The 25725-nt window shown below is 61.0% G+C and carries 27 protein-coding genes and 1 pseudogene; 12 read left to right on the top strand and 16 right to left on the bottom strand.

The window, feature by feature from the left end; translation table 11 throughout:
- The first annotated feature begins 1 nt into the window (after position 1).
- Positions 2 to 1015: a class I SAM-dependent methyltransferase gene (locus NKH41_RS00300; protein WP_352744420.1), complete on the top strand. Its 1014-nt coding sequence runs from the start codon at positions 2 to 4 to the stop codon at positions 1013 to 1015.
- A gap of 36 nt (positions 1016 to 1051) precedes the next feature.
- Here the strand turns inward: NKH41_RS00300 and fabI are convergent, their stop codons facing one another.
- The 3 genes from fabI to fabA form a co-directional block, all read right to left on the bottom strand.
- Positions 1052 to 1864: an enoyl-ACP reductase FabI gene (gene fabI, locus NKH41_RS00295; protein WP_352613887.1), complete on the bottom strand. Its 813-nt coding sequence runs from the start codon at positions 1862 to 1864 to the stop codon at positions 1052 to 1054.
- A gap of 13 nt (positions 1865 to 1877) precedes the next feature.
- Positions 1878 to 3098, bottom strand: coding sequence for a beta-ketoacyl-ACP synthase I (gene fabB, locus NKH41_RS00290; protein WP_352770781.1), 1221 nt, complete (start codon positions 3096 to 3098; stop codon positions 1878 to 1880).
- Between the two features lie 120 nt (positions 3099 to 3218).
- Entirely contained in the window at positions 3219 to 3737 is a 519-nt protein-coding gene (gene fabA / locus NKH41_RS00285) for a 3-hydroxyacyl-[acyl-carrier-protein] dehydratase FabA (protein WP_352470073.1), read from the bottom strand.
- Between the two features lie 240 nt (positions 3738 to 3977).
- On the opposite strand from fabA, the gene irrA reads away from it, so the two are divergent.
- Together irrA and NKH41_RS00275 are read left to right on the top strand one after the other, a co-directional pair.
- Positions 3978 to 4409 (top strand): iron response transcriptional regulator IrrA, encoded by a 432-nt coding sequence (gene irrA / locus NKH41_RS00280; protein ID WP_023676913.1) that lies wholly within the window; start codon positions 3978 to 3980, stop codon positions 4407 to 4409.
- A gap of 9 nt (positions 4410 to 4418) precedes the next feature.
- On the top strand, positions 4419 to 4778 hold the full coding sequence (locus NKH41_RS00275) for a DUF4260 domain-containing protein (protein ID WP_352770784.1): 360 nt from the start codon (positions 4419 to 4421) through the stop codon (positions 4776 to 4778).
- A gap of 78 nt (positions 4779 to 4856) precedes the next feature.
- Here the strand turns inward: NKH41_RS00275 and NKH41_RS00270 are convergent, their stop codons facing one another.
- Positions 4857 to 5414 carry an SH3 domain-containing protein gene (locus NKH41_RS00270; RefSeq protein ID WP_352681227.1) on the bottom strand — a complete coding sequence of 186 codons (558 nt, stop codon included), beginning with the start codon at positions 5412 to 5414 and terminating at the stop codon, positions 4857 to 4859.
- Between the two features lie 156 nt (positions 5415 to 5570).
- Here NKH41_RS00270 and NKH41_RS00265 point away from each other — a divergent pair, with 156 nt between their 5' ends.
- A complete protein-coding gene (locus tag NKH41_RS00265; RefSeq protein ID WP_352470076.1) occupies positions 5571 to 6572 on the top strand; it encodes a 2-hydroxyacid dehydrogenase in 1002 nt (333 codons plus the stop codon).
- Between the two features lie 64 nt (positions 6573 to 6636).
- Here the strand turns inward: NKH41_RS00265 and NKH41_RS00260 are convergent, their stop codons facing one another.
- From NKH41_RS00260 to NKH41_RS00220, 9 genes are all read right to left on the bottom strand, one after another.
- Entirely contained in the window at positions 6637 to 7125 is a 489-nt protein-coding gene (locus tag NKH41_RS00260; protein ID WP_352613890.1) for a GNAT family N-acetyltransferase, read from the bottom strand.
- Positions 7122 to 7883 (bottom strand): molybdopterin-synthase adenylyltransferase MoeB, encoded by a 762-nt coding sequence (locus NKH41_RS00255; RefSeq protein WP_352770786.1) that lies wholly within the window; start codon positions 7881 to 7883, stop codon positions 7122 to 7124. Before NKH41_RS00255 ends, NKH41_RS00260 begins: the two co-directional genes overlap by 4 nt.
- Before the next feature lie 76 nt (positions 7884 to 7959).
- Positions 7960 to 9108, bottom strand: coding sequence for a DNA replication/repair protein RecF (recF, locus tag NKH41_RS00250; protein ID WP_352770788.1), 1149 nt, complete (start codon positions 9106 to 9108; stop codon positions 7960 to 7962).
- Between the two features lie 26 nt (positions 9109 to 9134).
- Positions 9135 to 10253, bottom strand: coding sequence for a DNA polymerase III subunit beta (gene dnaN, locus NKH41_RS00245; RefSeq protein WP_023676920.1), 1119 nt, complete (start codon positions 10251 to 10253; stop codon positions 9135 to 9137).
- 199 nt (positions 10254 to 10452) lie between these two features.
- Complete coding sequence (gene dnaA / locus NKH41_RS00240; protein ID WP_023676921.1) at positions 10453 to 11925, bottom strand: chromosomal replication initiator protein DnaA; 1473 nt, start codon at positions 11923 to 11925, stop codon at positions 10453 to 10455.
- Between the two features lie 915 nt (positions 11926 to 12840).
- Complete coding sequence (rpsT, locus tag NKH41_RS00235) at positions 12841 to 13107, bottom strand: 30S ribosomal protein S20 (protein ID WP_023676922.1); 267 nt, start codon at positions 13105 to 13107, stop codon at positions 12841 to 12843.
- A 160-nt stretch (positions 13108 to 13267) separates the two neighbouring features.
- Positions 13268 to 14041, bottom strand: a complete 774-nt coding sequence (locus NKH41_RS00230) for an enoyl-CoA hydratase (protein WP_352448613.1) — start codon at positions 14039 to 14041, stop codon at positions 13268 to 13270.
- A 24-nt stretch (positions 14042 to 14065) separates the two neighbouring features.
- On the bottom strand, positions 14066 to 14956 hold the full coding sequence (gene mutM / locus NKH41_RS00225) for a bifunctional DNA-formamidopyrimidine glycosylase/DNA-(apurinic or apyrimidinic site) lyase (RefSeq protein WP_352770790.1): 891 nt from the start codon (positions 14954 to 14956) through the stop codon (positions 14066 to 14068).
- Positions 14949 to 16190: a phosphopentomutase gene (locus NKH41_RS00220; protein ID WP_352744430.1), complete on the bottom strand. Its 1242-nt coding sequence runs from the start codon at positions 16188 to 16190 to the stop codon at positions 14949 to 14951. Before NKH41_RS00220 ends, mutM begins: the two co-directional genes overlap by 8 nt.
- A 160-nt stretch (positions 16191 to 16350) precedes the next feature.
- Between NKH41_RS00220 and NKH41_RS34115 the strand changes: the two are divergent.
- Positions 16351 to 16479, top strand: a pseudogene (locus NKH41_RS34115) (phosphate/phosphite/phosphonate ABC transporter substrate-binding protein); the annotation flags it as partial.
- 101 nt (positions 16480 to 16580) lie between these two features.
- Here NKH41_RS34115 and NKH41_RS00215 read toward each other — a convergent pair.
- From NKH41_RS00215 to NKH41_RS00205, 3 genes are all read right to left on the bottom strand, one after another.
- Complete coding sequence (locus tag NKH41_RS00215) at positions 16581 to 17201, bottom strand: TadE/TadG family type IV pilus assembly protein (RefSeq protein ID WP_023676926.1); 621 nt, start codon at positions 17199 to 17201, stop codon at positions 16581 to 16583.
- A 30-nt stretch (positions 17202 to 17231) separates the two neighbouring features.
- Positions 17232 to 17792 (bottom strand): TadE/TadG family type IV pilus assembly protein, encoded by a 561-nt coding sequence (locus NKH41_RS00210; protein WP_023676927.1) that lies wholly within the window; start codon positions 17790 to 17792, stop codon positions 17232 to 17234.
- A gap of 151 nt (positions 17793 to 17943) precedes the next feature.
- Positions 17944 to 18366, bottom strand: a complete 423-nt coding sequence (locus tag NKH41_RS00205) for a pilus assembly protein N-terminal domain-containing protein (protein WP_352448617.1) — start codon at positions 18364 to 18366, stop codon at positions 17944 to 17946.
- A 342-nt stretch (positions 18367 to 18708) separates the two neighbouring features.
- Here NKH41_RS00205 and NKH41_RS00200 point away from each other — a divergent pair, with 342 nt between their 5' ends.
- The 7 genes from NKH41_RS00200 (at position 18709) to NKH41_RS00170 (ending at position 25702) form a co-directional block, all read left to right on the top strand.
- Positions 18709 to 18879 carry a Flp family type IVb pilin gene (locus NKH41_RS00200; RefSeq protein WP_023676929.1) on the top strand — a complete coding sequence of 57 codons (171 nt, stop codon included), beginning with the start codon at positions 18709 to 18711 and terminating at the stop codon, positions 18877 to 18879.
- Positions 18880 to 19027: 148 nt separating this feature from the next.
- The gene (locus NKH41_RS00195) at positions 19028 to 19546 is read left to right on the top strand and encodes an A24 family peptidase (RefSeq protein WP_023676930.1); all 519 of its coding nucleotides are present in this window, start codon (positions 19028 to 19030) and stop codon (positions 19544 to 19546) included.
- Between the two features lie 188 nt (positions 19547 to 19734).
- The gene (cpaB, locus tag NKH41_RS00190; RefSeq protein ID WP_023676931.1) at positions 19735 to 20550 is read left to right on the top strand and encodes a Flp pilus assembly protein CpaB; all 816 of its coding nucleotides are present in this window, start codon (positions 19735 to 19737) and stop codon (positions 20548 to 20550) included.
- On the top strand, positions 20547 to 22076 hold the full coding sequence (locus NKH41_RS00185; protein WP_352770792.1) for a type II and III secretion system protein family protein: 1530 nt from the start codon (positions 20547 to 20549) through the stop codon (positions 22074 to 22076). Before cpaB ends, NKH41_RS00185 begins: the two co-directional genes overlap by 4 nt.
- 14 nt (positions 22077 to 22090) lie before the next feature.
- Entirely contained in the window at positions 22091 to 22825 is a 735-nt protein-coding gene (locus tag NKH41_RS00180) for a CpaD family pilus assembly protein (RefSeq protein ID WP_352770794.1), read from the top strand.
- A 55-nt stretch (positions 22826 to 22880) separates the two neighbouring features.
- On the top strand, positions 22881 to 24164 hold the full coding sequence (locus NKH41_RS00175) for a CpaE/TadZ family protein (protein ID WP_352770796.1): 1284 nt from the start codon (positions 22881 to 22883) through the stop codon (positions 24162 to 24164).
- 29 nt (positions 24165 to 24193) lie between these two features.
- Positions 24194 to 25702, top strand: coding sequence for a TadA family conjugal transfer-associated ATPase (locus NKH41_RS00170; protein ID WP_352770798.1), 1509 nt, complete (start codon positions 24194 to 24196; stop codon positions 25700 to 25702).
- Positions 25703 to 25725: the final 23 nt, after the last annotated feature.

Genomic DNA, 25725 nt, shown 5'->3' with positions numbered 1-25725 from the left:
AATGTCCGCCGAGCCGCTGAAAACGCTTTTCCATCCGTTCGAGGCCGGTGCTGTTTCCCTGCCACGAAAGGATGAACGCATACTCTTTCTCGGTGCCGAGCCCGGCTTTCGCTTGCCGGAAGGGTCTGATGCCAAGCTTCATCTTGTCCAAGGCTTCAGGCCGCACTTTCGCGCCTTGCAGGCGTCCGGCTTCACGGTCACGCCGCAGGTCGAAGGCGAGGCTTTCGACGCGGCATTTGTGCTCGCTGGCCGCCATCGCGGCCAAAACGAGTTGCGCGTTGCCGAAGCGGTCGAACGCGCAGCACCAGGCGGGTTGATCGTCGTCGCCGGCAGCAAGGACGATGGAATCGCCAGCCTGCGCAAGCATGTCGGCGCCCTTGTGCCGCTCGAAGGCCACCTGCCGAAGCATCACGGCATTGCCTTCTGGTTTCGCCGGCCGGCCGATACCGTTGCCGCGGCAACGCTTCGCGCCGCCAATCCGGACTTGGTGGTCGAGGACCGCTTCCGCACGGCCCCAGGCATGTTTTCCTTCGACAAGATCGATGCCGGATCGAAGCTGCTGGTCGAAAATCTGCCCAACGATCTGCGTGGCAGCGTTGCGGATTTCTGTGCCGGTTGGGGCTATGTCGCCGCCGAAGTCGCCGCCCGCTCACCCGGCATATCGGCGCTTGACCTTTACGAAGCGGATTTCGAGGCGCTGGAGGCGGCCAAGGCCAATGTCGGCAACACAGGCGTGGAGCCACATTTCTTCTGGATAGATCTTTTGAGCGAACCGGTCGAGCGCCGCTACGACGTGGTCGTCATGAACCCGCCCTTTCACCGCAGCCGGGCGACTGAGCCGGAAATCGGTGCCGGCATGATCCGCGCGGCAGGCAAGGCGCTGAAGCCCGGCGGCCGGCTGTTCATGGTGGCAAACCGTCAGCTTCCCTACGAACCGGTGCTGGCGGCCGCCTTCTCCAGCCATGCGGAGCTCGCCCGCGACGGCATGTTCAAGGTCTTATCGGCGCGACGCTGAAATCCTGCGGGGCAAGCCGGCGATACGTCGCTCGCGCTATTCCCGCCCGCCGTCGGTCTGCTTCAATTCGTCAAGCGTCGGCATGGAAACGATGTGATAGCCGGAATCGACATAATGGATTTCGCCGGTGACGCCGGAGGACAGGTCGGACAGCAAATAGAGCGCGGAGCCGCCGACTTCATCGATCGTCACTGTACGGCGTAGCGGCGAGTTGCGCTGCTGGTAGGAGAACATGTGGCGTGCGTCGGAAATCCCGGCGCCCGCAAGCGTCCGTACCGGTCCCGCCGATATGCCGTTCACCCTGATGCCGCGCGGGCCGTAGTCGTTGGCGAGATAGCGGACGCTGGCCTCCAGCCCCGCCTTGGCGACACCCATAACGTTGTAGTTCGGCATGACACGGACCGAACCGGCATAGGTCAGCGTGACCATCGAACCGCTATCCTTCATCAATGTGGCGGCGTGACGGGCGATCTCGGTGAAGGAGTAGCAGGAGATCACCATGGTGCGGATGAAGTTGTCGCGGCTCGTGTCGGCGTAGAGGCCTTTCAGCTCGTTCTTGTCGGAAAAGCCGATGGCATGGACGACGAAATCCAGCCCGCCCCACGCCTTCCCCAAAGTCTCGAAAGTCGCGGCGACCGACACGCTGTCCTCGACGTCGCAAGGCACCACCAGGGATGCGCCCAATTTCTCGGCGAGCGGCTTGACCCGGCGCCCGAAGGCCTCGCCCTGATAGGTGAAGGCGAGGTCCGCGCCATGTTCGGACAGTTTGCGGGCGATACCCCAGGCGATCGAATGATCGTTGGCAACACCCATGACAAGCCCGCGCTTGCCCTTCATCAATCCGTCCATGGTCGGCAAATCCTTATGCGGAATAGCGCTGGAAAATCAGCGTTGCGTTGGTGCCACCGAAACCGAACGAATTGGACAAAACGGTGTCGATCCTTGCATCGTCGATGCGCTTGCGCACGATCGGCATGCCCTCGAATTCCGGATCGAGGTTCTCAATGTGGGCGCTCTCGCCGATGAAGCCGCCTTGCATCATCAGGATCGAGTAGATCGATTCCTGCACGCCGGCGGCGCCCAGAGAATGGCCGGTTAGCGATTTGGTCGACGTGATGAAAGGCATCTTTTCGCCGAACACCTCGCGGATGGCGCCCATTTCCTTGGAGTCGCCGACCGGCGTCGAGGTCCCGTGCGTATTGATGTAGTCGACCGGCGAGGACACCGTTGCGAGCGCCTGCTTCATGCAGCGCGCCGCGCCTTCGCCCGACGGCGCCACCATGTCGTAGCCGTCCGATGTCGCGCCATAGCCGACGATCTCGGCATAGATCTTGGCGCCGCGTGCCTTGGCATGCTCGAGCTCTTCAAGAATCAGCACGCCGGCGCCGCCGGCAATGACGAAACCGTCGCGATCGACGTCGTAGGCGCGTGAGGCGACCGATGCTCTGTCGTTGAACTTGGACGACATGGCGCCCATGGCATCGAAGAGATCCGACATCGTCCAGTCGAGATCCTCATGGCCGCCGGCGAAGACGATGTCCTGCTTGCCCCACTGAATCAGCTCGTAGCCATTGCCGATGCAATGCGCAGATGTCGAGCAGGCCGATGAGATCGAATAGTTGACGCCGTGGATCTTGAACCAGGTGGCAAGCGTCGCCGACGCGGTCGACGACATCGCTTTTGGCACCGCGAACGGCCCGATCCGCTTGGGGCTGCCGTTTTTGATCGTGGTCTCGGCCGCCTCGACGATTGCACGAGTCGACGGTCCGCCGGAGCCCATCACGATACCGGTGCGCTCGTTGATGATGTCGGCCTCGTCGAGGCCGGCGTCTGCGATCGCCTGGTCCATTGCGACATGGTTCCAGGCAGCACCCTGCGACAGGAAGCGCATGGCGCGACGGTCGATCATGCCCGATGGGTCCAGCGTCGGCGCACCCCACACCCGGCAACGGAAGCCATGCTCGGCGAAAGAGTCGGAGAAGCTGATGCCGGATCTGGCATCGTGCAGCGAGGTCTGCACCTCGTTGGCATTGTTGCCTATCGACGACACGATGCCGAGACCTGTGACTACGACCCGTCTCATTCGCAACTCCTTCCAGCGGACCCCGAACCTGAAATCAATTTCCGGAATGGAACCATGCGCAAAATTAAAGTGCTACAGCGTTCATCAGACGTCCAAGACGTCGTACTGCAGGGTCTTCGTTCAGACGGCGGCCGATTGCTTGGACAGACCGACCTTCAGATCCGTTGCCGCGTATATGGGCTCGCCATCTGCCTTCAGCCAGCCATCGGCGATGCCAAGCACAAGCCGACCGCGCATCACGCGCTTGAAGTCGACGCCATACTCCACCTTCTTGACCGAAGGCGTGACCATGCCTTTGAACCTCACCTCACCGGTCGACAGCGCCATCCCCTTGCCGGGTTCACCGAGCCATCCGAGATAGAACCCCGTCAACTGCCACATGGCGTCCAGGCCCAGGCATCCTGGCATGATCGGATTACCGATGAAATGGCAGGCGAAAAACCACAAATCCGGCTTGATATCGAATTCCGCGCGGATGAAACCCTTGTCGAACGCACCACCGGTCTCGCTGATCTCGGTGATGCGGTCGAACATCAGCATCGGCGGATAGGGCAGCTGCGCATTTCCCGGTCCGAACAGCTCGCCGCGGGCGCAGGCAAGCAATTCCTCGTAACCGTAGCTGGATTTCGGATCCGCCATCAATCTCGTCCCCGTGATCGTCCCGGGCGAAAGGCGCCCTTGTCGGTGGTTTCCTAACACAATCTGTTTCAGGCCGGAAACCGGCGTTTGCGCTTAACCTGCCCGTCTGCCCGGGTCAATGCGCGCTATTGATCGCATTCGGTCGACAGAATATATGTCAGGACACGTCCAGTTTCGGCAGATGCTCAATTTCTGCCATTTTGGACCTGTCTGAGGCGGAACTGTGAGCGCGACGGATAGATGGATCTGGGTTGCCGGAAGGATAATGTCGCTGTGGACAAGCGGGTTCGCGAGGCCGGTCTGAGGCCGACACGCCAGCGCATCGCGCTGGCCGATCTGCTTTTCGCCAAGGGCGACCGCCATCTTTCGGCCGAGGAACTGCACGAGGAGGCGCTTGCCGCCGGGGTGCCGGTGTCTCTGGCCACCGTCTACAATGCTCTGCACCAGTTTACCCAGGCCGGTCTTCTGCGCATCCTTGCCGTCGAGGGATCGAAGACTTATTTCGACACCAACACCTCCGATCACCATCATTTCTATATCGAGGGCGAAAACAGGATCTTCGATATTGACAGCGGCCCGGTGACGGTTTCCAACCTGCCGGAGCCGCCGGAGGGCATGGAGATCGCCAATGTCGATATAGTGGTGAGACTGCGTCCGAAACGCTGCGACTGACCGGCACTTATGAAATTCCTGGATTTGACGCTCCGGCTCGAATGGGTCGCCGTCGCGGTGGCGGCTCTTATCTTCTATGCAATCGCCGGTGTTTCCTGGTGGCTGTTTGCCGTGCTCATTCTGGCGCCCGACCTGTCGATGCTGGGTTACATCGCCGGGCCGCGGGTCGGGGCCGTCGCCTACAACGCCTTGCACATACTGATCTTCCCCGTTCTGCTGGCGCTTGTCGGCAGCGTCTTTGACAATGCAATGGCGGTAGCTGTCGCGCTGATCTGGATCGCCCACATCGCCATCGACCGCGCTCTGGGCTATGGTTTGAAGCTGTCAAGCAGTTTCCAGGATACCCATCTCGGCCGCATCGGCCGCTAAACCATCCCCGAACCGAAGATCAGCGAAACAAATGCCGGATCCGGTGCTGCAGCGCTGGCCAACCTCCAGTTCGGAAAGTCAGTTCTTGACCTTTTCGCCGGGATAGGCACCCCAGACCAGCGACTGCGCGAGCCAGCCGGTATGGCCGTCGAAGGTCATTTCGCACCACTGGCCATCGCAGGTCTTGATCGTGCCCATCACCCCCGGTTCGAGGATCGCGATGACGCCTGCGTCTTTTGCCGGGTCGTCAAGGAGGTTGACGCGAGCGTCCTTGCCGCGCTGCCAGGGGGCGACGATCGCCGTGCGACGGCCCGAAAGCAGCGACTGATTGATCCAGCCTTCCGAGCCGTCGGCATCACGCACACGGCGCCACGTATCGAACTCCTGGATGATCTCCATCGGCAGGCCTGGCTTCATATACATCCAGTCGACGGAATAATTGACGCCCGGCCCAACGCGCGAGTTGACGCGGCCGGATTTCAGGCTGACGAAGCGCGGCAGCGGCAAGCCGCTTGGTCCGAGCGTGATGCTCTGGGCGGGTGCGGCGGCACTTTGCGCCATCACCAGTGGGCTATGGATGAGAGCGCCGAGGAATGCTGCACTGAGGGTCAGGCGGAGCGACGCGAAACCAGACACTTTCGTTCCTTTCGGCACCGGCCCATCGGCCTTCGCCCCTTTTTCTTTGTCTTCGGCGGAACCGCTTGTTACATGAATGACCGGTACCGCGATCGGCTCTCAGTTTCGCCGTTCTTGGTTAAAGAGGTCTCAACGAGATCGGGTTCGAGGAAAACAATGGCAGGCAAAAAGAAGCCCCTCGTCGTCATCACGCGCAAATTGCCCGACCCGGTCGAGACCCGCATGCGCGAGTTGTTCGACGCCCGCTTGAATGTGGAGGACAGGCCGATGACGCAGCCGGAACTGGTGGCTGCGGTCAAGGAGGCCGATGTGCTGGTGCCGACCGTCACCGATAATATCGACGCGGCGCTGATTGCCCAGGCCGGCGACAACCTCAAGCTGATCGCCAATTTCGGCAATGGGGTAGACAAGATCGACGTTGCGGCAGCGGCCAAGAAAGGCATCACCGTGACCAACACGCCGAACGTGCTGACCGAAGATACGGCCGACATGACCATGGCGCTGATGCTGGCCGTACCGCGGCGGCTGGCCGAAGGCGCCAACGTGCTGACCGGCGATAAGAAATGGGCGGGCTGGTCGCCGACCTGGATGCTCGGCCGGCGCATTTGGGGCAAACGGCTCGGCATTGTCGGCATGGGTCGCATCGGCACCGCCGTCGCCAGGCGTGCCAAGGCGTTTGGCCTCTCGATCCACTACCACAACCGCCACCGCGTACTGCCGGCAATCGAGGACGAGTTGGAAGCCACGTATTGGGAAAGCCTTGACCAGATGCTCGCCCGCATGGACATTATCTCGGTCAATTGTCCATCGACACCGGCAACCTTCCACCTGCTTTCGGCGCGGCGGCTGGCGCTTCTGCAACCGTCAGCTTACATAGTCAACACCGCGCGCGGCGATATCATCGATGAGGAATCGCTGGTCAAGCTCATCCATGACGGCAAGATCGCCGGCGCCGGCCTCGACGTCTACGAGCACGAGCCGGCGCTGAACAGCAAGCTGCTGAAACTCGCCCACAAAGGCAAGGTCGTGCTGTTGCCGCATATGGGCTCGGCGACGCTCGAAGGCCGTATCGACATGGGCGAGAAGGTAATCATCAACATCCGCGCCTTCTTCGACGGTCATCGCCCGCCCGACCGCGTGCTGCCGCTGCGGGCGTGACCGGCCATCGTGGCAGCGAATTCTGGTCGCGGCAGCTGCCTGCTCGTTTTTGGATAGCGTTTGCTTACAAAAGCACCTTGCGCATGGTGATTGAGGTCGGCCGGTCGTAACCTTTGTGTGCTGTCCGTTCGGTTTCGCGAAAGCCGAGGCGGGCGAAGGCAGCGTGGTTTCCAGTCAGTTCGACCCGGGTCTGGAGCTCGATGGCGGTCCTGTTGCGGCTGCGGGCAAGATCTTCGACGGCCTGCATCAGCTGTTTTCCAATGCCTTGTCCCTGAAGCGTCGGCTCGACCGCGAGCTTTCCAATATAGAGGTCGTCTGCGCGCTTCAGGACGAAGACGCAACCGACGATCTCGTTTCCCTTCAGTGCCAGGAATGCTGTCTCCTCCAGCGCTCTAGCCCTGAGATTTTCAACGGTGAGCCGATGCGCCGAGGACGGCGGGTCAATAACCTCGTCCATAAAGGCGAAGGCGCGCATGACCAGCGCCAGCACCTCGTCCCAACGGTCGAAATCGGCCGCAAGCTGCACGATGGAAACGTCGGCAGGCAGGCTCATGGGCTGGTTCGCTTGTAGCGGATCGTGTCGAAGCGTGCCGCCAGCGCATCGTAGAGCAGCAGTCGTCCGACCAGCGGCTCGCCAATCCCGGTGATCAGCTTGATCGCTTCCATGGCTTGCAGCGTGCCGATGACCCCGGTCAGCGCGCCGACAATGCCGGCCACCGCGCAGGATGGCACCAGTCCCGGCGGCGGCGCCTCGGGAAAGAGATCGCGGTAGCTTGGGTTCAACTTGCCGTCCGGGCCGGTTTCGAATGGCTTCAGTACGGTGACCGAGCCGTCGAAGCGGCCAACGGCGGCATGCACGAGCGGCCGGCTTTCCGCGGCGCAGGCGTCGGCCACCGCGTAGCGTGTCTCGAAATTGTCGGAGCCGTCAACGACGATGTCATAACGGGCAATGAGGGTAGGGGCGTTGTCGACGGTCAGCCTGAAATTGTGCTCTTCCACGACGACGTTTGGATTGATGCGGATGATCGCCGCTCTGGCACTGTCGGTTTTTGCCATGCCGACCTTGTCCGTGCCGTGGATCACTTGTCGTTGCAGGTTGGAAAGCGAAACGATGTCGTCGTCGACGATACCGAGAGTGCCAATCCCTGCGGCGGCGAGATATTCGAGCACCGGCGCTCCCAATCCGCCGGCGCCAATGACGAGCACCCGCGCCCGCTTCAGCCGCTGCTGGCCGGCGCCGCCGATCTCGGGCAGCACGATGTGGCGGGCGTAGCGTTCGAGCTCTTCATCGGTGAGGGCGGCTGTGATCATCGCCGGACCATATAGCGGAGGAAAAAGCTTGTCAGGTATCAATGCATGCCGCTCAGAAGTGCGCCATGAACCAAGTTCAAATGGTCGGCCTGACCGTGCCGTGATCGACGGTCAGGAATTGCGCGCGTCCCTTGAGGCTGTCAAACAACGCGGCATCGGTCCCGGTCATGAAGGCCTGGCCGTTTAGTTCCTCCAGGATCGAGAACAAGGCCGCCCGTCGACCGCCGTCGAGATGGGCGGCGATCTCGTCGAGCAGCAGGATCGGTGTCATGCCCGACATCTCACCGGTTAGCCGCGCATGCGACAAGACAATGCCGACCAGCAGCGCCTTCTGCTCGCCGGTCGAACAGAGCTCGGCCGGCATCGCCTTGGGCCGGTGGCGCACCACGAGGTCGGAACGGTGCGGGCCGTCGAGCGTGCGTCCGGCGGTGCGGTCGCGGTCGCGCCCCTGGGCAAGCGCACGACGGAACCGTTCCTCTACGTCGACGGCCGGCAAAATACCGAGTTCGCCTTCCAGTTCGCCAGAGATGCCGATGTCGGCTTGCGGAAACGGTCCGTCGCCGGGCAGCCGGTCGATCATGGCGGCGAGCAGGCGCACCAGTTCGGCACGCGCCGCGGCAATCGCCACGCCGGTCTCGGCCATTTGCATCTCGATCGCATCGAACCAGGCACCGTCGCGTGAACCGTCGGCGAGCAGTCTGTTGCGGCCGCGCATTGCCTTTTCGTAGTCAAGCGCGCGCTGGCCGTGGCCAGGATCGATCGCCAGCACCAGCCGGTCTAGGAAGCGCCGGCGGTCGGCAGCCGGCCCGGGGAACAGGCCGTCCATGGCCGGTGTCAGCCAGACCACGCGCAGCCATTCCAGCATGTCTTCGGCTGAGCGTGCCGTCGCGCCGTTGATCCGCACCCGCCGGCCGGCTTCGCCGTCGCTGCCCGATATTCCGGTACCGATCTCGACCTGGCCTTCCGGCCCGTCAAGCCGGGCATGCAGCGCAAAGCCACCGTCGCCGCCTTCGCGCGCCACCTCGGAATAGGGTGCGCGGCGCAGGCCGCGGCCCGGCGTGAGCAGCGAGATCGCTTCAAGCAGATTGGTCTTGCCGGCGCCATTGTCGCCGGAGAAAACGACAGCGCCGGGATCAAGGTCGATTGCCAACGCCGCATAGTTGCGGAAATTCGTAAGTATGAGCTTACTTATGTACGTCTGCTGCGGTTTTGCAGATCTGGTCACGACAGCAAGATGGCCCCGTTCGGGCCCTACACCCGCATCGGCATCAGCACGTAGAGCGCGGTCTCGTCGGCCATATCGTGGATCAGTGTCGGGGAACCGGCATCCGCCAGCATGAACTTCGCCTCCGTGCCGGTCAGTTGCGCGGCAACGTCGAGCAGGTATTTGGCGTTGAAGCCGATTTCAATCGGATCGGACGAATAGTCGGCCGCCAGTTCCTCGGTGGCACTGCCCGAATCCGGGTTGTTGACCGCAAGCGTGACCTGCCCTTCGGCGATCGAAAGCTTCACCGCCCGGCCGCGTTCGGACGAAATGGTCGAAACGCGATCGACGGCAGCGGCGAAACTCTGGCGATCGATAATCAGCTTCTTGTCGTTGCCGGTCGGAATGACGCGCTGGTAGTCCGGGAAAGTGCCGTCGATCAGCTTGGAGGTCAAGATAACGCTGCCGATGGTGAAACGGATCTTGGTGTCGGACAACTCGGTAGTGACTGCAACATCGGGATCGTCGACCAGCTTTTGCAGCTCGCTGACCGTCTTTCGCGGGATTATGACGCCAGGCATGCCCTCAGAGCCTGCCGGCGCATCGATCTCGGCGCGCGCCAGCCGGTGGCCGTCGGTCGCGACAGAGCGCAGCTTCAGCTTGCCGCCGGCCTCGTGCGTGTGCAGATAAATGCCGTTCAGATAATAGCGCGTCTCCTCGGTCGAGATGGCGAACTGGGTCTTTTCGATGAGGCCCTTTAGTCCGACGGAATCGAGCCGGAAAATATGCGAGAACGACCCGGCTGAAAGCTCGGGAAAGTCGGACTGCGGCAGGCATTGCAGGCGGAAGCTCGAGCGCCCCGACGTCACCGTCATGGCGTTGCCGTCTTCGTCGGTCTTCAGCGCCACCTCCGCGCCGTCGGCAAGCTTGCGCACGATGTCGTAGAGCAGATGTGCCGGGACCGTCGTCGCCCCGCCACGTTCGACCTTTGCCGGCGTTGCTTCGGTCACCTCCAGGTCGAGGTCGGTCGCCTTCATTTCAAGGCTGGCCCCCTCGGCGCTGAGCAGCACGTTCGACAGGATCGGAATGGTATTGCGCCGCTCGACCACGCGGTGAACATGGTTGAGCGACTTCAGGAGATTTGACCGTTCCAGGATAACACGCATGACGAAACAGGCTCGCTTGAATGAATGAACGGGTCTCCGGCAAGCGGCGCCCCGCGAAAGGTCTGAACAGGCTCAGAATCTGCGTAAACTGACAGGAAAAACCCGGCAAACGCAAGCCCGCGCCACCGGTTCGGACCGGCTGCACGGGCTTTCTGGGGATAAAAAGGCCGGAGTCGGCGAGCCGGCGTTTTTCGGGCCGTCAGGCCTGGTCGTTGATCAGCCTTCTCAGCAATTCGAGTTCCTGCGCCAGTGTGTTGTCGGCACCGGAAAGATCCTCGATCTTGCGCACCGCATGCAGCACGGTCGTATGGTCACGACCGCCGAACCGCCGCCCGATCTCCGGCAGCGAGCGCGGCGTCATCACCTTCGACAGATACATGGCGACCTGCCGTGGCTTGACGATGGTGCGTGTGCGCCGGTTGGACAGAAGTTCGGTCTTCGACACGTTGTAGTGGCGCGCGACGATGCGCTGGATGTCCTCGATACGCACCCGCTTGGGTTCGCCCGAACGATAGATGTGGCCAAGGATCTCGTCGATGCGGTCGATGGTGATCTGCGGTTCGAAGGATTGACGAAACAAAAGCTGGTTGAAGGCACCTTCGAGCTCGCGTCCGCTGCCGGTCACAGTGCGGGCGACGTGGTTGAGGATCTCTTCGGAAATATCGAGCGACGCATCATCGAGCTTGGCGGTGGCAAGCCTGAGCTTGAGCATACCGATACGCATGGCGAAATCCGGGGCTGACATTTCCAGCGCGACGCCGCCGTTGAGGCGCGAGCGGACGCGTGGCTCCAGCGACTCCAATTCCGACGGCGGCCGGTCGGCAGCGACCACCACTTGCTTGGCGCTGTCGAGCAGCATGTTGATCAAATGGCAGAATTCGTGCTGGATCGACTTGCCCTGCAGGAACTGCATGTCGTCGATGATGAGGAGGTCGATGTCGCGCAGCTGTTCTTTCAGCGTCAGTGCGTTGTTGTCGCGGATCGCGGTGGCGAACCGCCACATGAAATACTCAGCCGTCAGATAGACGACCCGCGATTTCGGATTCTGCTTCAGCGATTCTGCGGCGATCGCCTGCAACAGGTGCGTTTTGCCCAGCCCGACCGTCGCGTGAAGAAAGAGCGGATTGAAACGCACCGCGCTCGACTGCGATTCCGCGACCGCCTTGGCGGCGGCAAAAGCCACTCGGTTCGATGGTCCTTCGATGAAGGAGGTGAAAGTATAGCGTGGATCGAGTGGCGAACCGAGAACATTGTGCCGGAACTCGGTTTCTGCCGGCATCCCCGGGCGGGGTACCGGGACCCGTTCGACCCTGCTGGGGCTCGCCGTGCCCGCAGAGAGCGCGGTTTGCGTCTGCCTGGTCATCTTGCGCGCCGGGGCCACTTCTGGCTCGACGCTGTTGCGGCCCTGCCGTGTGGCGGTGCGAACCACGATCTCGATCTTGAGGATCTCCGGATCCTCGTGCTTCCACAACTCGGTGATGAGATCGAGATAGTGGCCGTTGATCCATGAACGCAGGAATGCGGTTGGCACTGAGATGCGGACAATGCCCTTAGAGGATTCAGCGACCTTCATGCGCCCGAACCAGCTCGAATAGACCTCGGTTCCCAGACGCGCCTTCAACTGGGCCTTGACCCGATCGAACTTCTGTTCAGCTTCATTGGAAGCCGCCATGTCGTTCCTTCCGATTAACGTTCCAGGAAATGGGAGGTCGCCTGTAAGCTCCCTTTCGATGCCGCCGCTCTGCATGATCGAGTTCCTTGTCTCTTGTACCTGTTTTCCGCCGGGGATGCGCCTCCTGCATCCATGTTTCCGGCGACCGTGTCTTCGCTGCGACACCATCGCCGCCGCCGGCTGATGAATCGCCTCGTTGTCGGTCCGGCGCCGAAGAGCCGATCCGCTTTGGTCATGTCAGGGCAACAAAATGCCGTCCGGCGAAAAACCGCCGGCGCACCGTCGACCTGCCATGTACAATTACGCCAGTCCCCTACCGTATCGAAAAGACAAACCAACCCCGTCCGCGGAGTTGAATCCGCGCTGTAAACTCTGCCAATTTGAGCTGGCCGGTTTCAGGCTGGTCAAGGGCCAAGGGCCCGTCCCTTCGATGGACAGACATTACCGAAATCGCTGTGGATAGGGCAAGGCCACCCCTAACGGATTTTTAAGGAATCTGACTAGCAAGGGACGTTTCGAACGCCATGCTGCAACAGTTGATTTTGACAAAGCCATTGTGATTCAAACCCTTTTCCGGCGAATATGAAAAAGGCCACACAACGCGAAATTTTCTGAAATAATTCACTTGACAGCCAATTGTCGCCTATCGGCCGCAGCTGATGTGAACAAGCTGTGGATCACCATCGGTAAGCTTCTGAAAAGAAAAGGTAATCTGTGACGCTCGGAAATTTTCGCATTGGCAGTTTCGAAGGCTCCGAATATCAGCGGGCATGTATATGCCGGCAAAGCATTTCGAACTTTGAAATGCACCCGGAGCGCCATTTTGCGGGCTTTCTTTTAAGTACTTGCCGGCAAACGAAAAAAACCCGGCGCGATTGGCCGGGTTTGAAGAAGCGCAGTTCAGGAAAAGGTATATTAGGCCGACAGCACCTTGACCCGTTGGGCCAACCGCGACACCTTGCGCGATGCCGTGTTCTTGTGCACCACGCCCTTGGTCGCGGCGCGCATCAATTCCGGCTCGGCCACCTTGAAGGCAGCCTGTGCGGCCGCCTTGTCGCCAGCCGCGAGCGCCTCTTCGACCTGGCGGATGTAGGTCCGGACGCGGGAGCGGCGGTTCTTGTTGATCGCTGCGCGACGGGCGATCTTGCGCGTTGCCTTTTTGGCCGAGGAGGTATTGGCCATGGTGCCTCTCTTCTGATCTGGTGGGCGCTTGCGGGATACCGCAGGGCGCAAAAAACAAACGGGCAGCCACAGGGCCGCCTCGGTTGGTGCGGCTTATAGTTCAGCTTTTCCGGCGCGTCAACGCTGCAGCGATTTCTTTTTGACCGGCGCCTTCGTCATCTCATCGGTTCGTGAAATTCGGCTTCCGCTTGCCGCTGAAGGCCGCCATGCCTTCCTTCTGGTCATCCAGCGCAAACAGCGAATGAAATAGCCGGCGCTCGAACCGCAGACCCTCGGTGAGCGTCGTCTCATAGGCGCGGTTGACGGCCTCCTTTGCCATCATCACCGACGGCAAGGAAAAACCAGCGATCTTGGACGCTGCCTTAAGCGCTTCCTCGATCAACTCGCCGGCTGGCACCACGCGCGAGACAAGGCCGGAACGCTCGGCCTCGGCTGCGTCCATCATTCGACCCGTCAGGCACATATCCATCGCCTTCGACTTGCCGACAAAGCGGGTCAGGCGCTGCGATCCGCCCATGCCGGGCATGACGCCCAGCGTGATCTCGGGTTGGCCAAACTTGGCGGTGTCGGCGGCGATGATGAAGTCGCACATCATCGCCAGTTCGCAGCCGCCCCCCAGCGCATAGCCCGCCACCGCCGCGATGATCGGCTTTCGTGCCCGCGTAAATTCTTCCCAGCCGACGAAGAAATCCTGCAGATAGGCATCCACATAGGAGATGGACTGCATTTCCTTGATATCGGCACCTGCCGCGAAAGCCTTTTCCGAACCAGTGATGACCATGGCGCCGATGTCGGCATTGGCGCCCATGCTATTCACCGACGCGACCAGTTCCGCCAGCACTTGTGAATTCAGCGCGTTGAGCGCCTGCGGCCGGTTCAGCGTAATCAGCCCGACCTTGCCGCGGGTTTCGACGATGATGGTTTCATAGCCCATGCTTTGCTCCTCCTCGCTTCTGGTTCAAGCCTGACAGGCCCGGCAGTGGAAAGTCGAACGACCGCTTTGCACGATACGCTCGATGTGGCCGCCACAACCAGGCTTGGAGCAGGCTTCCCCCTCGCGATCGTAAACCGCGAAGGAATGCTGGAAGTAGCCCAGCGATCCATCGGTCTGCATATAATCGCGCAACGACGAGCCGCCGGCGGCGATCGCATCGGCGACGACCGAGCGGATTGCTTCGGCCAGGCGTTCGCTCTGCTCTTTGGCTTTCTTGCCGGCTCTCGCGAGGGTGCCCGCTTCGCGCAGCGGCGACAGGCCGGCCCGCCAAAGCGCTTCCGAGACGTAGATATTGCCTAGCCCGGCAATCAGCCTCTGGTCCAGAAGTGCCGCTTTCAGCGGTGACTTGCGACCTTTCAGCAACGAAGCGAGCAGCGCGCCGTCCAGTGCGTTGCCTGTAGGCTCGACGCCTAATCCCGCCAGCATCGGATGCATGTCGGGCTCGCCTTCCGAAAACAGCATGAACCCGAAGCGGCGCGGGTCGTTGAAGATCACGCGAGAGCGGACGCCGGCAGGGGATGCGATGTCGAAGACGACGTGATCGTGAGCAGTGTTTTTCGAGCGTTCGTGGTGGAACACGCCGGGCGTTGCGCTCTCGTCGGCCGTTTCGATGCGAAACGAACCCGACATGCCGAGATGGCAGATCAGAACCGGGCCGTTGTCCATGTGCATTGTCAGATATTTGGCACGGCGGCCGAGCGCCGCAATCGTCTTGCCGGTCAGCCGCTCCGAAAATCTCTCGGGGAACGGAAACCGCAAATCCGGCCGGCGTGCCTCGACACCGACAATGCGGGCACCTTCAAGGGCCGGCTGCAGACCGCGCCTGACTGTCTCTACCTCCGGCAGCTCAGGCATGGCCACCTATCGTGGCATGGAAGGAGGTGCCGTAACGGCCGCGCGCCAGCCCGAGATGTTCGGCCACGGTTTCGCCGATGTCGGCAAATGTTGTCCTCAGTCCGATGTCTGCGCCTTTGAAACCCGGCCGTGTCCCGATAATCGGAATACGCTCGCGCGTGTGGTCGGTGCCGCGCCACGTCGGATCGTTGCCGTGATCGGCGGTCAAAATGAGCAGATCGCCTGGCCTCAGCCGTGCGAATGCCTCGGGCAGGCGCCGGTCGAAAGCTTCGAGTGCGGCGGCATATCCCGCAACGTCGCGCCGATGCCCGAACTCGGTGTCGAAGTCGACAAAGTTCGCGAAGACGAGGTCGCTGTCGCGGGCGTCTTCCATGGCACCAAGCGTTTTGTCGAACATCGCCATGTTGCCGGCAGCCTTGCGGACTTCCGAGATCCCCCGATGGGCGAAAATGTCGCCGATCTTGCCGATCGCGATAACCCGGCTGCCGCGCGCCGTCAGCCGATCGAGCAGCGTCGGTTCCGGCGGCGGTACGGCATAGTCGCGACGATTATGCGTTCGCTCGAACGTGGCGGCGGTTTCACCGATAAACGGCCTCGCGATGACGCGGCCGATATTCAGCGGATCGACGAGCCTGCGCACCACTTTGCAGAACTCGTAAAGCCGTTGCAGGCCGAAATGAACCTCATGCGCGGCGATCTGCAGGACGGAGTCGATCGAGGTGTAGCAGATCGGCTTGCCGGTGCGGATGTGGTCTTCGCCGAACCGTTCGATAATCTCGGTGCCCGGAGCATGGCAATTGCCGAGGATGCCAGGCACCTTCCCTTCACGCACCATTGCTTCGGTCAACTCGGCCGGAAAAGCGGGAATCTTGTCTGGGAAGTAACCCCAGTCGAAACGGACCGGCAGGCCGGCTATTTCCCAATGGCCCGATGGCGTGTCCTTGCCGCTCGAAACCTCTTGGGCCGCGCCGTGAAAGGCGGCGGCAAGCGGTGCACTGCCGGCATTCTCAAACCTGAAACCCGTTGCCGTTGCCGCGGCCTGGCCGAGACCGAGCGCGAGCATGTTTGGTACAAGAAGGGGTCCGGCACGCAGGCCTTCGCGGTCGGCGCGGCCTTCTGCGCAGGCCCGCGCGATGTGTGCGAACGTATTGGAGCCGGTGTCGCCATAACGTTCGGCATCGGCCGCGCCGCCGATGCCGAAGGAGTCGAGGACAAAAAGGAAGGCGCGTGCCATCGAAAGGTTCATCATTGCCTGTGTGTTGGCTCAGACATAGGGTTCCGCGCCACCATTGGCAATTCGGAAACCCAAACAGCACGGCTTGGCGTGCTGGTCCCGGAGAGACGAATCGCGGCATGGTCGATCCGCGGATGGAAATGCGCGGCGCGGAGCTCGCATGAGGCTTGCCTTGACAGCATTCGCCACCGTACTGGCTTTGCTGCTGGATGCGTCTTGCACAAACCTGGCGCGAGCCGATTGGCGCGATGTTATCGGAACGTTCCGTATCGGTATCGTCGCCGAACCGTTGCCGGTCGAGGGACTATGTGCTGGCTGCAGCCATCGTGCGTCTAGTCTCGGCCCGCAGTCGCAAGCAATAGCAACAGACCGGTTAGCGGGCTTCAGGCGTCAGCAATCGCTGCACGGAATGGTCGGGCTCCTGCGCGGCCGCAGATAATAAGTCTCCGCCATCGATATCGAATTGAAGACCGAGCTCAACCCGAACCGGCTTTGGCCGTCCGCCGACCAGGTGATGATTGGCTTGTAGGCGAGATCGCTTTCGACCCGAATGAGGAACGTGCCTTTGATCTTGAGCGCGCTCGGGACCGTTGTGGTGGAATCCTTGACCGCGTCGACGCTAGAGACGCCATCGACCAGTTTGCGCGACCACACGACCAGGACTTTCGGCGTCGTCTCGTTCGTCACCTGTATCGCCGTGATAATGATCTTCGGTTTCGAGCGGTTGTAGGGCTGGAGCGTGGAACTGCCGATCGCCATGATGGCATCGACATCGGCCGCCTTGACGGTCTGCTGCTGCGTGACGAGGTCCGCTACCATGCTGCCGATGCGGCTGACCTTCTTGCTGGTCTCGATGGCTTGCGAGGCCTCCATTGTCATAAAGTACATGATCAACAGGACAGGCACGATGAGGGCAAACTCGACAGCCGCAATACCGCGGCGGTCCGAGCAAAGCCGGACTGCTCTTGTACAAATCCCTGCGATGCCCAGCTGTGCCCCCGCACGAATCATGGCTTTGCCCTTTTCAAGCGACTACGTGGTTCAGTTGTCGAACGGCTCGTTCTGCCAAGTGATCGAAGCAAAATGCAGCGTTTTGCCGTCCTTCAGGTTGGCCATCGATTTGGCCATGAAGTCGGTCATCACCGGCCATTTGTAAAAAACACGCAGCATGTTTCTCGACTCCGCCAGGCCAGGTGCGACGGTGAAGGTCTGTGTGCTCGTGCCCTTGGTCAGCACGACGTCGCCATCCTGGATCTTGAAACCGGCCAGCGCCGCATCGGCGAAGGTCGGATATTCGCGCAAGTCCACCAGCAATCCGGGACAGGTCTTGGCGACCATGATCTCCAATTTGGTGCAGATCATATCCCGCAGCTTGGTCCCGGACACATCGGCCGGTCTTAGTTGGCCGGTACGCAGCTGGCGCGCGATGTCGTCGGTTGCGTTTGCCATCACTTCCTGTGCGGCAAAAGAAATGCAGCTCTCCAGGATGGCGAAGACAAGAAGCGCGAAAGGAATTGCAAGCATGGCGAATTCGATCGCCGTGCTTCCGCGGCGGTCGCCCAAAAACCGTCTTGGAGAACCTGCTCGTCCTGCCTTGCTCATGTCCTCTGCCCGCCGATGCCGCTTCTGTATCGGTCCCACCCTTAGTCGGAACCGATTGAAGTCCGGTTGGAATGACCGTTAAATTCAACGGGAAGGCCTTAACCCGGCGATAACCGAAGCACGTACTCGCCAAAGACGGAGACGTCGGCTACTAATGCGCGGCGCTCATTTCGGCTTCAGAGGCCTTCTCGGCATCGCTCTTATACGAGCTTTCGCAATATGGCGCGCAGGACATGGTCTGTACTTCGGAACGCCGATAGATGCGCACCGACGACGCTGCCTGGCGCACGACGGTTATTTGCTCATCGACGATCGGGTTGCCCTCCTGGTCGAGGACGACGAGATTGGTGACGCCAAATCCCTTGCCGGTCAGTACGATCGTCGATGCGTCCTGCACGGAGGCGTCGGCGATCGCCGGATTGCCGACGACAATCGTATCGGCGGCGCGCGACAATTTGATGATCTTTGCCTGGTTCATCGTCACCTCGATGCCGGCGCCGGCCTTGGCTGGAAAGGCGAAAGCCGCTGCGGCAAAAAGCACGGCAACTGGAAATGATGATCTCGGCCCGGCCATTGAGGCGCCCCCTGGCAAACTGTTCAACAGAACATGAACGAGATTGGTGAACCAACCGTTAAGCGGCTGGAGTTCAGGATCAAACCGGAACCGGCATTGGGCCTAGCCGGCACGGCTGGAACGTCTTTGCCGAATTGCGCCTTTTGCGCCTTTGTCAGCCCGGTGGCCTGGCGGCGGGTATTTTAGTTCTGGGTTAACCACGCAATGTCGTCGAAGCGGGAAAGGAATCGGTAAGCCTGTTTATTAAGCCGATTGAAACAGCTTCTCCTTAGATTCGCAGTATCCGATCAGCCACCAAGAGAAGTTGACGGAAGTGCTGTAACAATTGGAGTAGGAGCTCGAATGTCTAACCTCATCGCACGTTTTGTGAAGGACGAATCCGGCGCGACCGCTATCGAATACGGTCTGATCGCCGCTCTTATCGCACTCGCCATCATGGTCGGCGCCGGCCAGCTCGGCAACTCGCTGAACGCCAAGTTCACCGCCATCTCCACTAAGGTGAACGGTAGCTGACCGTAACGGGTTCGGTTGTTCTGAAATAAGGGCCGCCGCACTGGCGGCCCTTATTTAGTCCTGGTATGAATTGAAATTTAGGCCTCATCAGTCGTTAGTCGAATAGGATTGGGTTGGGGCCAGATGCAATTGGGTCATAGGCGCGCCGATGCTTGAAGCCGTGATCTTCGTCGTATTTCCGTTCTGCATGCTTTTTGCCGCGATCTCCGACATGCTTTCGATGACGATCGCCAATCGCGTGCCGGTGTTGCTTGTGGTCGTCTTCGCCTTGGTTGCGCCTTTGACCGGTATGGACTGGGCCACCTATGGCTGGCATTTCGCCGCCGCCGGCCTGGTTCTCGCGGTGACGTTCGGCCTGTTCGCGCTGGGCGGCATGGGCGGCGGCGACGCCAAGCTTCTGGCTGCCACTGCCATGTGGATGGGACTGAACATCCATCTCATCGAATACCTCGTCGCCTCGACATTCATCGGCGGCCTGCTGACGCTAGCCATCCTCGCCTATCGAAAATCGCCGCTTGCCGCCGTCACAAGCCACAATCCGTTCCTGCGCCATTTCGCCGATGAGGCGACCGGCGTTCCGTACGGCATCGCGCTTGGCATTGGCGGTCTGCTCACCTATTCCGACTCGCCATTGATGGCCTGGGCACTTACCAGGCTGGCGGGCTGAATTTCGCTTTACGCCGTGGCGCCGAGCAGGCGAGTTGGCCACGTTTTCCTTCGGGCCGGGCTTGTCGGTCCAATTTATATAAACGTTAAATTAATCACGATCGTAAGTATAACATTAACCTTGTTTTGACGATTGCCGCTGCAAAGTCCCGCTTGGCTACGTGGTTTGCCAAGGCGAGGTTCGGACAGATGCCAGCATCCCGATTGATTATTCTGAGCGTGGCGATAGCCGCGGCCGGTGGTGCAGGCTATGTCGCGAAGAACATGGTCGTGGCTCCGCCGCCTCCGGTTGTCGATTCCGGTCCTCAGGCGCCGGCGATCGCGCTGCAGGATGTGCTTGTTCTTTCCGGCGACGTTCCGATGGGCAGTCCGCTTGAAAACAACATTTCCTGGGAGTCATGGCCGTCCGCAGGCATCAACGCAAATTTCATCACCCGCGCCGCCGAGCCTGAAGCGCTGGACAAGCTGAAGGGCGCCGTCGCTCGCGTGGCGCTCTACGCCGGCGAGCCGCTGCGGCGCTCGAAGCTGATCGGTGAAGGGCAAAGCTTCATGTCGTCGATCCTGCCCTCCGGCATGCGGGCCGTTGCCACAAGCATCTCGGCCGACACCTCGGCCGGTGGCTTTATTCTTCCCAACGATTTCGTCGACGTCATCATGACCCGCCGAGCCGATCCCGCCAACGGCGGTGGTCCGGGCTTCACGACCGAAACTATCCTGAAGAACATTCGCGTCCTGGCGATCGACCAGACCATTCAGGAGGACGAGGAAGGTAAGAAGACCAGGGTTGGCCAGACCGCCACCCTGGAACTGACGCCGCAGCAGTCCGAGATCATCACCGTCGCACAGCAGATGGCGGATCGCCTGACATTGGCGCTGCGCTCGATCAAGGACAGCCAGGACAAGAATGTGGGCGAAGCCGATTACCTGGTTTCCGGCAATGGCCGGCGCGGAACCGTGCGGTTGATCAAGTCGGGCGAAGTTTCCGAAGTGGGGGCAAGGAAATGAGGCTAAAGACCAAACTGCCGCTCATCCTGGCTGCGGCGATCGGCCTGTTTCTCCTTGGAACGAGTGCATATGGCATTGTCGATGCCAATGCGGCAGGCAATGCCAGGGTGACGGCTTCGACCGCCACCCAGCGGGTTAAGCTCGGACTGAACAAGTCGGTGGTCATCGACCTCCCGAGCGATGCCTACGACATTCTCGTCGCCAACCCCGCTGTAGCCGACGCGGTGACCCGCACCGCCAGGCGCATCTATCTGTTTGGAAAGGCGGTCGGCGAGACAAATATCTTCGTCTTTGGCCCGAATGGCGAGCAGATCGTCAGCCTTGACCTAGCGGTCGAACGTGACGTCGCCGGGCTGGAGGATTATATCAAGCGCTTCATCCCGTCATCGGAGGTCAAGGTCGAGTTGCTGAACGACAACGTCGTCCTGACCGGAACCGTGGACACTCCTCTGGACGCCAAGCGCGCGGCCGATCTGGCAACTATTTTCGTGTCCGGCGGCGAGGCAACCACGGGTCAATATTCGCAGACCGCTGCCGGCGGTTCGGCTGAAGCCGGCGTCGCGATCGATAACCCGGATGCCGAGCGCCGCGTCAGCAAGATCGTCAACCTGCTGCAGATCATCGGCGACGACCAGGTGACGCTGAAGGTGACGGTTGCGGAAGTCAGCCGCTCGGTGATGAAGCAGCTCGGCGTCAACATGGTGGGCAACGGCAGCAGCAACGGCATCAGCTGGAGCGCTCTCACCACGCCCGCATACGGATTGGGAAAGCCACTGTCGCAATATTCGGGGGCAGCGATCGGCAGCTCAACTCTTCAAGCGTACATAAACGCCATGGAGCAAAGCGGTGTCATGAAGACGCTGGCCGAGCCGACTCTCACCGCCGTTTCCGGCGAGAAGGCGACCTTCAAGGTCGGCGGCGAATTCAATATCATCACCGGCCGAACAAGCAACGTTTCAAACGACAATCAAACTGGTCAGATTACCTACGAGCACGAACGCCTTGAATATGGAATTGGGCTCGAATTCCAGCCGGTCGTGCTCTCGGCGGGCCGCATCAGCCTTAAGGTGAGGACGTCGGTTTCGGAACCTACAACCGAAGGCGCCGCAGTCCTGGAAGGAGCCGGCGACTTACCAGGCACCACTTTGCTGTCGATCCGCAAACGCCTGGCCGACACGACGGTGGAATTGCCCTCCGGCGGTTCCATGATGATCGCGGGCCTTGTCCGCGACGACATCAGGCAGGCGGTTGCCGGGCTGCCCGGCCTGACCAAAATACCGGTGCTGGGCACGCTGTTCCGCAGCAGGGATTTCGTCCGCAACGAGACCGAACTCGTCATCATCATCACGCCCTATCTGGTGAAGCCGGTGGCGCGCAACGATCTTGCCAAGCCGGATGACAATTTCAACGCAGCCAGCGATGGCGCCGGCATGTTCCTTGGCCGCGTCAACCGCGTCTACGGCACTATGCAGACCGACAAGCCCAACGGCCGCTATCACGGCGTTGTCGGCTTCATCTACAAGTAAGCGGGGAAGTGGACATGTCTCAGTCAGCGTCGAAGGCAATGGCAGTCACCGCGATACGGTCCGTCCATTCGCGAATCTGGCGGCCGGCCGTTCCCATCATGGCTATCGCCGTGACGGCACTGCTGGCCGGCTGCGCCAATCGCGACAGCGTCACCGTGGGTGCCATACCGGACGATTATCGCACCACTCACCCAATCGTCATCGCCGAGAAGATCCAGAAGATCGATCTTCCGGTTGGCGCCGGCGACCGCGGCATGACCAGATCCCAGCGCGAGACGCTCCTGGGCTTTCTGGACGGGTACGACAGGAGCGCGGCTCCGGTACTGACGATCGAGATTCCGAGTGGCTCGGCCAACGAAATCGCAGCGGCCGCGGCCGCCCGCGATTTCGCCAGGCTGGCCATAGCAAGCGGCATCAGCCGAAAGCGGATCGCCATGCGGTCCTATCAGTCCGTTTCGGCCGAAGCGTCCGCACCGGTCCGTGTTGCCTACGTCTCGGTGAAGGCCCAGACGGATAAATGCGGGCGCTGGCCCGAAGACCTGCTGCAGACTTCGGAAAACAAGCACTATGCCGATTTCGGCTGTTCGTATCAGAACAACCTGGCTGCCCAGATGGCCAATCCGTCCGACCTGATCGGGCCACGCAAGCCGACGCCGATCGACGCGGAAAATCGCGGCGCGGTGATCGACGTCTATCGTGACAGAGGTATTTCGGACGAATTCCTCGGCAATTCGGAAGTCGAATATTAACGAGTGTTGAGGCTCAACAAACCCTAAGCCGCGCAAGTCACGGAAAGTGATGACAATGAGCAATCTTGCCTATGACACAGAGGTACCGGGCGGCGAAACCTCGGAGCAGGATATTGCCGCGATGCAGGCGTTGCGGCCGATCCCGCGCATTTCGATCCAGGCATTTTGCGAGACCGAAGGCGTAGCCAATCCGGTCGAACGCGCCGGCGAGGATCGCCGCATGGCCAAGGCCCATCTGAAGGTGCACATGGGGGGTATCCCCACCGCTATCGAATTCTATCAGTCGGCGCCGACACCGAACCTGATCCTGCTTGAATCACGCAGCGAGCCGAAGCTGTTGCTGGAACAACTCGCCCAGCTCTCCGAGCATTGTGATCCGACCTCCAAGGTGGTGGTTGTCGGCCACTACAACGATGTCGGCCTGTACCGCGAACTCATCCGTTCGGGTATTTCCGAATATGTCATCGCGCCCGTATCGATGGCCGACATCGTCAGCGTGGTGTCTTCGATCTTCGTTGATCCGGAAGCTGAGCCGATCGGCCGCTCGATTGCCTTCATCGGCGCCAAGGGCGGCGTCGGCTCCTCGACCATAGCCCACAATGCGGCCTGGGCCATGTCGTCCCTTTTCAAATCCGAAGTGGTTGTCGCCGATCTCGACCTCGCCTTCGGAACAGCCAACATCAATTTCGACCAGGACCCGGCGCAAGGCATTGCCGAGGCGGTCTTCTCGCCGGAACGCGTCGACGAGGTCTATCTCGACCGGCTGCTCGCCCAATGCGCCGAGCACCTGTCTCTGCTTGCGGCCCCTTCGACCCTGGAGCGGGTCTACGATTTCGATCCCGACGCTTTCACCCAGCTTATCGACATAGCCCAGCGTAGCGCACCGCTCCTCGTGCTCGATGTTCCCCACGTCTGGGCCGGCTGGACCAAGAATACGCTGGTCAAGGCCGACGAGATCGTCATCACGGCGACGCCCGAACTGGCCAATCTGCGCAACACGAAGAACCTGGTCGATATGCTGAAGCGGCTTCGTCCGAACGATCCCGCGCCAAAGCTTGTGATCAACCAGGCTGGTGTTCCGAAACGTCCCGAGATTACGCCGTCCGACTTCTCCGAATCGCTCGGCCTTTCGCCGATGTCGATCATCCCGTTCGAGCCGCTTTTGTTCGGAAATGCCGCCAACAACGGACGTATGCTCGGTGAAATGGATGCCAAGAGTCCCGTCGTCGCCATGATCAACGAGATCGCCCATGTGCTGACAGGGCGCAGCGAAATCAAGGTGAAGAAAAAGGCTGGCCTCGGCAACCTGATCGGCAAGCTTTCGCGCAACAAGAAGTGATGCCTCAGCGGTGGAACTGGTAAGCGATCATGTTTGGTAAAAGAGGCAGCGACGACGGCAACCGGACCATTCCGGAATTCCGTCAGCCAGCACCCGCACCTGCGGCGCCGGCGGCCGCGAACCCTGTGGAAGCGGCTGTAGCTGGCAGGCAGGCGACGCTGCCGCCATCCGGTGCGCCTGCCGCGCCGGCGGTTCGCCGTGCGGTCGAGCCGCCGCCATTGGCGCCGGAGCCGAAAAGTATCCAGCGCCAAAAGAGCGAAACCTACTACGACACCAAAAGCCAGGTCTTCGCCGCACTCATCGATACGATCGACCTGTCGCAGCTCGCCAAACTCGATCCCGAAAGCGCGCGCGAGGAAATCCGCGATATTGTCAACGACATCATCGCGATCAAGAATTTCGCGATGTCCATCGCCGAGCAGGAAGAGCTTCTCGAGGATATCTGCAACGACGTTTTGGGCTACGGGCCGCTGGAGCCACTGCTTGCCCGCGACGATATTGCCGACATCATGGTCAATGGCTCCAAGAACGTCTACATCGAAGTCAACGGCAAGGTCGAGCAGACCGGCATCCGTTTCCGCGACAACCAGCAGCTCCTCAACATCTGCCAGCGTATCGTCAGCCAGGTTGGCCGCCGCGTCGATGAATCAAGCCCGATCTGCGATGCGCGTCTTCCTGATGGCTCCCGTGTCAACGTCATCGCACCGCCCCTGGCTATCGACGGCACCGCACTTACCATCCGCAAGTTCAAGAAGGACAAGCTGACGCTCGACCAGCTGGTCAAGTTCGGTTCGATTTCTCCGCAAGGGGCCGAGATTCTCAAGATCATCGGGCGTGTCCGCTGCAACATTGTCATCTCGGGCGGTACCGGCTCAGGCAAGACGACGCTGCTCAATTGCCTGACCAACTATATCGACCGCGAAGAACGCGTCATCACCTGCGAGGACTCAGCTGAGCTGCAATTGCAGCAGCCGCATGTGGTGCGTCTCGAAACCCGTCCGCCCAACCTCGAAGGCGAGGGCGAAGTGACCATGCGCGACCTGGTCAAGAACTGTCTGCGCATGCGCCCCGAACGTATTATCGTCGGCGAAGTGCGCGGACCCGAAGTGTTCGACCTGCTGCAGGCGATGAACACCGGCCATGACGGCTCGATGGGAACGATCCACTCGAACAGCCCGCGCGAATGCCTCAACCGCATAGAGTCGATGATCGCCATGGGCGGCTACACGCTGCCGCAAAAAACCGTGCGCGAAATCGTCGTCGGCTCCGTCGACGTGATCATACAGGCTGCACGCCTGCGCGACGGATCGCGGCGTATCACCCACATCACCGAGGTAATCGGCATGGAAGGCGACGTCATCATCACCCAGGACATCGTTCTCTATAACATCAAGGGCGAGGACGCGAACGGCAGGCTGCTGGGCGAGCACGTGTCGACTGGCATCGGCCGTCCGCATTTCTGGGAGCGCGCCCGCTACTACGGTGAGGAGCAGCGCCTCGCGGTTGCGCTCGAGGCGATGGAGAAACGCGCTGATTGATCCGTCTGGAAGCGTGGGGGCCA

Origin of the sequence: Mesorhizobium sp. M1169, assembly GCF_040318345.1 — a bacterium.
Taxonomy (GTDB): Bacteria; Pseudomonadota; Alphaproteobacteria; order Rhizobiales; family Rhizobiaceae; genus Mesorhizobium.
This window is presented reverse-complemented; position numbering and strand designations above follow the sequence as displayed.